Genomic DNA, 394 nt, shown 5'->3' with positions numbered 1-394 from the left:
CTCGAAGGTACGCTCAGCGCGGTCGGACATCGCGCACTGTGTGCAAAGGCATAAGCGTGCTTGACTGCAAGATCGACGGATCAAGCAGGTAGGAAACTAGGACTTAGTGATCCGGTGGTTCTGTATGGAAGGGCCATCGCTCAACGGATAAAAGGTACTCCGGGGATAACAGGCTGATACCGCCCAAGAGTTCATATCGACGGCGGTGTTTGGCACCTCGATGTCGGCTCATCACATCCTGGGGCTGTAGTCGGTCCCAAGGGTATGGCTGTTCGCCATTTAAAGTGGTACGCGAGCTGGGTTCAGAACGTCGTGAGACAGTTCGGTCCCTATCTGCCATGGGCGTTGGAGATTTGAGAGGGGCTGCTCCTAGTACGAGAGGACCGGAGTGGAC

Annotated in this window: 1 rRNA gene; it reads left to right on the top strand. The window is 55.8% G+C overall.

The annotated features are described in order from the left end of the window. Positions 1–394: ribosomal RNA gene (locus EN852_RS35795) — 23S ribosomal RNA — on the top strand; the annotation flags it as partial.

It is taken from the genome of Mesorhizobium sp. M2E.F.Ca.ET.209.01.1.1, from assembly GCF_004010375.2.
GTDB lineage: Bacteria > Pseudomonadota > Alphaproteobacteria > Rhizobiales > Rhizobiaceae > Mesorhizobium.
The sequence above is the reverse complement of the archived record's forward strand: the minus strand, read 5'-3'. Positions and strand labels throughout refer to the sequence as shown.